This window comes from Streptomyces sp. NPDC006435 (assembly GCF_040612315.1).
In the GTDB taxonomy this organism is placed as follows: domain Bacteria; phylum Actinomycetota; class Actinomycetes; order Streptomycetales; family Streptomycetaceae; genus Streptomyces.
Map to the genome: position 1 here is coordinate 40,298 of NZ_JBEXPY010000060.1, position 6,869 is coordinate 47,166.

Annotated in this window: 4 protein-coding genes; 3 read left to right on the plus strand and 1 reads right to left on the minus strand. The window is 73.7% G+C overall.

What is annotated here, in order from left to right; genetic code table 11:
- Window positions 1-88: 88 nt before the first annotated feature.
- Window positions 89-1,351, plus strand: coding sequence for a S8 family serine peptidase (locus ABZZ04_RS35190; RefSeq protein ID WP_356936300.1), 1,263 nt, complete (start codon window positions 89-91; stop codon window positions 1,349-1,351).
- A 188-nt stretch (window positions 1,352-1,539) separates the two neighbouring features.
- Window positions 1,540-1,980 carry a hypothetical protein gene (locus tag ABZZ04_RS35195; protein ID WP_356936301.1) on the plus strand — a complete coding sequence of 147 codons (441 nt, stop codon included), beginning with the start codon at window positions 1,540-1,542 and terminating at the stop codon, window positions 1,978-1,980.
- Window positions 1,981-2,085: 105 nt separating this feature from the next.
- Here the strand turns inward: ABZZ04_RS35195 and eccCa are convergent, their stop codons facing one another.
- Window positions 2,086-6,009: a type VII secretion protein EccCa gene (gene eccCa, locus ABZZ04_RS35200; RefSeq protein WP_356936302.1), complete on the minus strand. Its 3,924-nt coding sequence runs from the start codon at window positions 6,007-6,009 to the stop codon at window positions 2,086-2,088.
- A 274-nt stretch (window positions 6,010-6,283) separates the two neighbouring features.
- Between eccCa and ABZZ04_RS35205 the strand changes: the two genes are divergently transcribed.
- The coding region (locus tag ABZZ04_RS35205) for an EsaB/YukD family protein (protein ID WP_356936303.1) at window positions 6,284-6,869 on the plus strand (586 nt) is incomplete at its 3' end.

Genomic DNA, 6,869 nt, shown 5'->3' on the forward strand with positions numbered 1-6,869 from the left:
ACTACTGCGCTCATCATGCCTGTTGTCGCAGGTCGCCCGCCATGGTGGTCGGTGTTCCAAAGCCCGTCGGGATCGCTACGATCGGCCCATGCGATCTTCGAGGTCCCCGGTGTCCCACGCCCTCGGACCGGTGGCGCTGGCCGCCCTGCTCCTGCTGTCCCCCGCCGCGGTTCCGGCCGTCGCGGCGGAGGGGGCGGACAGCCCCTCGTTGCCGGGGGTGCCCGCCACGCTCGCCGACGGCCGTCCCTGTACTCCGGGCTCCGCCAAGAAGTCGGCCCAACTCCCCTGGGCGCAGAGCTTCCTGGGGATCGGCCGGGCCTGGGAGCTCAGCCGGGGCGCGGGGGTGAAGGTCGCCGTCATCAGCACCGGGGCGGATCTGCGACGGGTGCCGGCCCTGAAGGGCGGGGTCACCGGCGGCCGGGACGTGGTGGCGGGCGGCACCGTGCGGGACGACTGCGTCGGTTACGGCACGTTCCTCGCCGGCGTCGTGGCGGGCAGGCCGCAGCCGGGCACGAAGGCGGCCGGGGTCGCCCCCGGGGCCGAGGTGGTCGCGGTGCGGGCCACCGACCGGTCCGGCGCCACGACGCCCGAGAAGCTGGCCGGGGCGATACGCGCGGCGACGGACTCCGGGGCGCGGATCATCCACGTGGCGCTGAGCGTCCCCTCGGCGCCGAAGGTGCTGAAGGACGCCGTGGGCGCCGCGCAGCGGGCCGGGGCCCTGGTGGTGGCGCCCGCATCGGCGCGGGAGTGGGAGAGCCGCTCCTCCGAGGCGGTGAGCGGTCCCGCCTATCCCGCGGCGCTGCCCGGGGTGCTCGCCGTTTCCTCGGTGGGGCCGGGCGGGGAGGTGCCCGAGGAGCCGGGCGGCGCGAAGGGGCGGCGCACGCGGCCCGTGCTGAGTGCTCCGGGCGAGTCGGTGACGGGGCCGGGGCCGGGCGGCGCCGGGCAGTTCGTCGGGCGGGGCGACGCGGTGGCCGGGGCCTTCGTGTCCGGGGCCGCGGCCCTGGTCCTCTCCTACCATCCCCGGCTGAGCGCCGACCGGTTGGCGCACCGGCTGAAGAGCACCGCGTACGGGGCGGCGGGCGACACGCCGGGGATCGTGGACCCGGTGCGGGCGCTGTCGGCCGTGCTGCCCGAGGAGCACGAGCGGTCCGCGTCCGGGCCGGAGGACGCCGCGACGGCGGTCGTGCCGCCGGCCGACCCGCCGAGGACGCGCGACCGCGCCCTGGCCGTGGCCGCCTCGGCGGGCGCGGTGTCTCTGCTGGTGGCCTTCCTGGCGGTGGTACTGCCCAGGGGACGGCGCCGGGGCTGGCGCGCGACACCGTCCCACCGCTTCGGCACCGACCGCCCCTGAACCCCGGCACCGCCCCCGGTCGAGAGCCGGGAAGTGATGCCGGCCCCGCCCGTGCGGGCCGGGAACGGCCGACCGCCCCCGACCCCCGGCACCGCCCACCGGGTGCCGGGCGGTCGCCGTCCGGGGGCTTCCCCTACCTTGAGGTGGGACGTGCCCGCCGGGGTGCGTGATGACAGGCCGGGGGGCGTGTGTCCGTCGCACAGGTGGTCCGCAGGGGGATCTGGTTCGGCGTGCTCGTCGCCGCGTGGCCCGCGGGCGTCTTCGGGTCGCTCTGTCTCGTCGGCACCGCCGCGCAGCTCTCCACGGGCACGCCCGGGAAGGCCCTCGACGCTTTCCTGGGCGGCCTCATGGCGATCGGCGGGAGCATGGTGGTCGGTGTCCTGCTGGGTGCCGCGACCGGGGGCGCGCTCGCGGCGGCCCCCGGCTGGTTCACCGCCCGGGCCCCGTTGCGGGGACTGCTCGCCGCAGTCGTCGCGAGCACCTTGTTCCTGCCCGAGGTGGCGGTGGTGATCGCCGCCGGCTCCGGTCCCCTGCCGGCCCTGCTCGTCCTCCTGTGCGTACCGGTCGTCGGTTTGGTGGCGGCGGCACGCAGCGGCGCCCTCGTGGGGCGCCCCCGGCACCACCCCTGAACCCCGACGCACCGACCGCCCGGCCCCGGTGAACGGGTGCCGGGCGGTCGTCGTCCCGGGGGCTTTCGGCATCCGGGCTGTCCCTGGGGGCTTCCGGTGTCCGGTCTACCGGTTCGCCTCCTCCGTCTCCGGCAGCAGCGCGGTCTGCACCTGTACCACTCCCCTGCGGGTGATGAACTGCGCACGTCCGGGCGTGAGTTGCCTCGGCTTGGTGTCGTTGAACAGATAGCCCTCCGAGGGCGGGCAGGAGAGCAGCGCGGCCGGTGTGTTCACCTCCATCAGGCGGCGCAGCAGCGGGTCGCTCATCGCCCGTGCCGCACCGTTGGCGCTGCGTGCCACGATCAGGTGCAGGCCGAGTTCGGCGCCCTGGGCGAGGTAGTCCAGCAGCGGACCGAAGTGGTTGGACATGCTGCCGGAGACCATGTCGTAGTCGTCCACGATCAGGAAGACCCGCGGCCCGCTCCACCAGTCCCGCCGCTTCAGCTGGGCGGGTGAGACGTCCGCGCCGGGCAGCCGTTCCTTCATGGCCCGTGCGACGCCGTCCACCGCCTGCTTGAGGATGTCGACGGAGACCGCGTAGCCCAGCCGGTGCGCCTCGGGGACGTTCTCCAGCAGCCCCCGCCGGTAGTCGACCAGCATCACCCGCGCCTCGGCGGGGGTGTAGCGCTCGGCGATCGTCCGGCAGACCGTGCGCAGCAGGTTGGTCTTGCCGGTCTCCGCGTCGCCGACCACCACCAGGTGCGCGGTCTGGGCGAAGTCGTGCCACATGACGTCGAGCCGGTCGCCCTCCAGGCCCAGCGGCATGCGCAGGTCGCCGTCCGCGCCGACCTCGGCGTCGGGCAGTTCGGCGGGGTCCAGGAGGACGGGCAGGGTACGGACCGGGGGTGCGGGCGGGCCCGCCCAGTGCTCGGCCACCCGCGCCACCGCGTCGGCGACGCCCGCCCCGAGGTCCTCGGCGCTCTCCCCGCCGTCGACCCGGGGCAGGGCGGTGAGGAAGTGGTGCTTGGTCTCGGTCATGCCGCGGCCGGGCGCCTTGGGGATGGTCGCGGCGGCCCGCATGTTGATCATCGAGTCCATGCTGTCGCCGAGCCGCAGCTCGAAGCGGGTGCCGAGCTGGTCCCGCAGCGAGGTGGAGATCTCCGCCCAGCGGCCCGCCGCCACGACGAGGTGCACGCCGTAGTTGAGACCGCGCGCCGCCAGCGCCGTGAAGGCGTCCATGGTGTTCATGAAGTCCTGGCGGATCGTGCCCCAGCCGTCGACGACGAGGAACACGTCGCCGTACGGCTCGTCCGGCAGTTCACCGGCGGCGCGGCGGGCGCGCAGGGTGGCCATGGAGTCGATGCCCAGCTCGGCGAACTGCTTCTCGCGCCGGGCCACCAGCGCGCGCACCTCGGACAGGGTGCGGTGCACCCGTTCCGGGTCCAGCCGCCCCGTGACCCCGCCCATGTGCGGCAGGTCGCGGAGCGCGCCGAGCGAGCCGCCGCCGAAGTCCAGGCAGTAGAACTGGACCTCGCGCGGGGTGTGGGTGAGCGCGAGGGACATGATCAGGTCGCGCACCAGGGTGGACTTGCCGCTCTGCGGGCCGCCCGCGATGCCGATGTGCCCGCCCGCGCCGGACAGTTCGGCGATCAGGGGTTCGCGGGTCTGGTCGAAGGGCCGGTCGACGATGCCCACCGGCACCGTGAGGCGGCCGTGCAGTTCGGGGTCGATGGTGGTCAGACCCCGCTCGGGGTGCGGTTCCAGCCCCATCAGCAGGGTGTCCAGCGAGAGCGGGGTGTCCAGCGGCGGCAGCCAGACGCGGTGCGCGGGCCTGCCGCCCTCCCGCATCCGGGCCACGGCCAGCGCGAGCAGGGTCTCCTCGCTCTCCTCCTCCTGCGGCCGCGGGTCCGGCTCGGGTGCGGGGACCGCGGGGGCGGTCCAGTCCGTGCGGTACGGGACCACCTGGCCGGCGACGGCCGAGGCGCCGACCCTGCGGACGCCCCGGTAGGGCCCCGAGACGTAGGCGGCCTTGAACCTGACCAGGGTGCCGGTGTCCTTCTTGAGGATGGCGCTGCCGGGTACGGAGGGCAGCTGGTAGGCGTCCGGTACGCCCAGTACGCCCCGGCTCTCCATCGCGGAGAACGTACGCAGTGCGATCCGGTACGAAAGGTGCGACTCCAACTGGGTCATCCGGCCCTCGTCCAGCCGCTGCGAGGCGAGCAGCAGGTGGACGCCGAGGCTGCGGCCCAGCCGCCCCACCATCACGAACAGGTCCATGAAGTCGCGGTGCGCGGAGAGGAGTTCGCTGAACTCGTCGACCACCACGAAGAGCGTCGGCAGCGGCTCCAGGTCGGTGCCCGAGGCCCGTGCGGCCTCGTACTCGAACGCCGACGTGTAGTTCCCGGCGCTGCGCAGCAGCTCCTGGCGGCGCATCAGCTCACCGTGCAGGGCGTCCTGCATGCGGTCGACCAGGGCCGACTCGTCGGCGAGGTTGGTGATCACGGCCGAGGTGTGCGGCAGGCCGTCCAGGCCGAGGAAGGTGGCACCGCCCTTGAAGTCGACCAGGACGAAGTTGAGCTTCTCCGAGGAGTGGGTGAGCGCCAGGGCGAGCACCAGGGTGCGCAGCAGTTCCGACTTGCCGGAGCCGGTCGCACCGATCAGCACGCCGTGCGGCCCCATGCCGCCCTGCGCCGCCTCCTTGATGTCCAGTTCCAGCGGGGTGCCGTCGCCGGTGAGTCCCAGCGGCACCCGCAGTCTGGCCCGCTCGCTCCGGTCGGCGCGCACCGCGTCCAGGTCGACGGTGTGCAGGTCGGGGAGGCCGAGCAGGTTGGTCAGCTGCACGTCCGTGGTGAGGGCCTCGCCGTTGTCCGTGGCGACGCCCATCCGGTAGGGGGAGAGCAGGCCGGCCAGCGCCCTGGCCCGGCGGGGGCCCATCGCGTCGGGCCTGCCGAGCGCGGTCGTGGTCTCCTTCCCCGACCGGTCGGTGCCGACCAGTTCCAGCCGCTGTCCGGCGATCCGCAGCCGCAGCGTGTGGCGGGCCTGGCGCCAGGGCAGGGAGCCGGAGACGTCCAGCGTCACGACGTTGCGGTAGCCGTCGGTGGCCAGCCGGGAGTCGGCGGGCGTACGGGCGCTGTCCAGCACCACGACGCAGTAGGGCTCCTCGGCGCTCGGGGTGGCGTCGGCCTCGAAGGCGGGCCGGCCGGTGAGTTCCTCCCCGAGCAGCGATTCGAGGCCCAGGACGGAGTCGGTGACCAGCCGTACGGACCCGCCGCCGTCGACGTCCGTCGGGTGCTGGGCGTGCGGCAGCCACTTCACCCATTCCCAGGCGGCCCGGCGGTCGTGGTCCGCCAGCACCACGATCCGCAGGTCCTGCGGCGAGTGGAACACGCCCAGTTGGGCCAGCAGGGCCCGCGTCATCGCGTGCGCCGCCCCCTCCTCGCCCTGCAGCAGGACGCGCGCGTAGGTGCGCAGGTAGAGCGCGACCGGCTGGTCGGGCACCGTCCCGTACGCCTTGATGAAGCGCCGCAGGGCGTGTGCGGACAGCGGTTCCAGGTCCTCGACCGGCTTGGTGCTCAGCGGTGTCAGCTTCGTCGCCAGTTGCTGTTCGCCCACCGCGATCCGCACCTCGGCGAAGTCCGCGTGCGACGCCCGCCGTTCCCACAGCCTGCTCGTGCGCACCAGGCTCCACAGGGACGCCGGGTCCGGGTGCGCCCACGCCTGCGCCTCCCGCTGCTGGGCGATCACCTTGCGCACGCGCCTGCGGCTGATCGACAGGTACCGCATGTAGTCGCGCCGCTCGCCGAGCAGCGCCCGCTTGCGGTCCCCGGAGGCCCGGACGATCTGCGACAGCAGCATGCCGACGGCCGACAGCGCCATCAGCCCGATGGCGACGTACATCATGGGTCCGCCGCCGCTGCCCGGCCGCAGGAAGATGAGGACCATGCCGAGCGAGCTGAGCGCCATCGGCATGTACGTGACCATGTTGCCCATCGCGCTCTGCGTCTCGGGCACCGAGGGCGGTTCCTGGAGGCTCAGTTCGCCGTGGGGCATCTCGGGACCAAGACGCCGGGGAGGCCTCTTGAAGAGGACCACGCTCAAAGGGGATCGCCTTCCTGGGGGTGCCGACGATTGTTGTGCCACGCCTTCGGAGTGACGGGACAACAAACGCCCGGGGTACGGCCGACGGCGAATGTGCGCAGGCCGGGGCGGGTGGAAGCGGGGTTTCCGATCATGAAGGCACCCCACAACGTACAGACTGCACCCACAAGTTAATGTGATCAATCCGACCGCGTCGACCACCGTCCTGGAAGGCGATGAAACGCGCTTGACTGACATATCCGCGGCCCCTCTGTGCCGCCTCACGGTGCTGACGCCCGACCGTTCCGTCGAACTCGCCGTGCCGTCCGACGTCGTGCTCGCCGATCTGCTGCCGACCATCGTCGACCACGGGGGCGACGACCTCCACGAGCGCGGGGTCCAGTCCGGCGGGTGGGTGCTCCAGCGCCTCGGCCAGGAACCGCTCGACGACGAGAACACCCTCGGCGACCTGGGTCTGCGCGACGGCGAGACGGTGCACCTGCGTCTGCGCGGGGACGCCCTGCCCGAGATCCATTACGACGACCTCGTCGACGGGCTCTCCGGCCGACTGCGGGAACGCCCCGACTCCTGGCGGCCCCTGTGGTCGCACCACCTCATGACCGCGCTCGCCCTGGCCGTCCTCGCCACGGGCCTGCTGCTCCTGCTGCAGCCCGGTCCCTCGGGGCTCCGGGCGGTCTGCGCGGCGGCGACCGCGGTCGTCCTGCTGGCCGGTGCGGGTGCCGCCGCACGCGCGGTCGGCGACATCGGCGCGGGCGGCCCTTCAACTTCCCGATCAGCCGCTCTGCTTCGTTCCTGCGAACGTTGCGGACCTT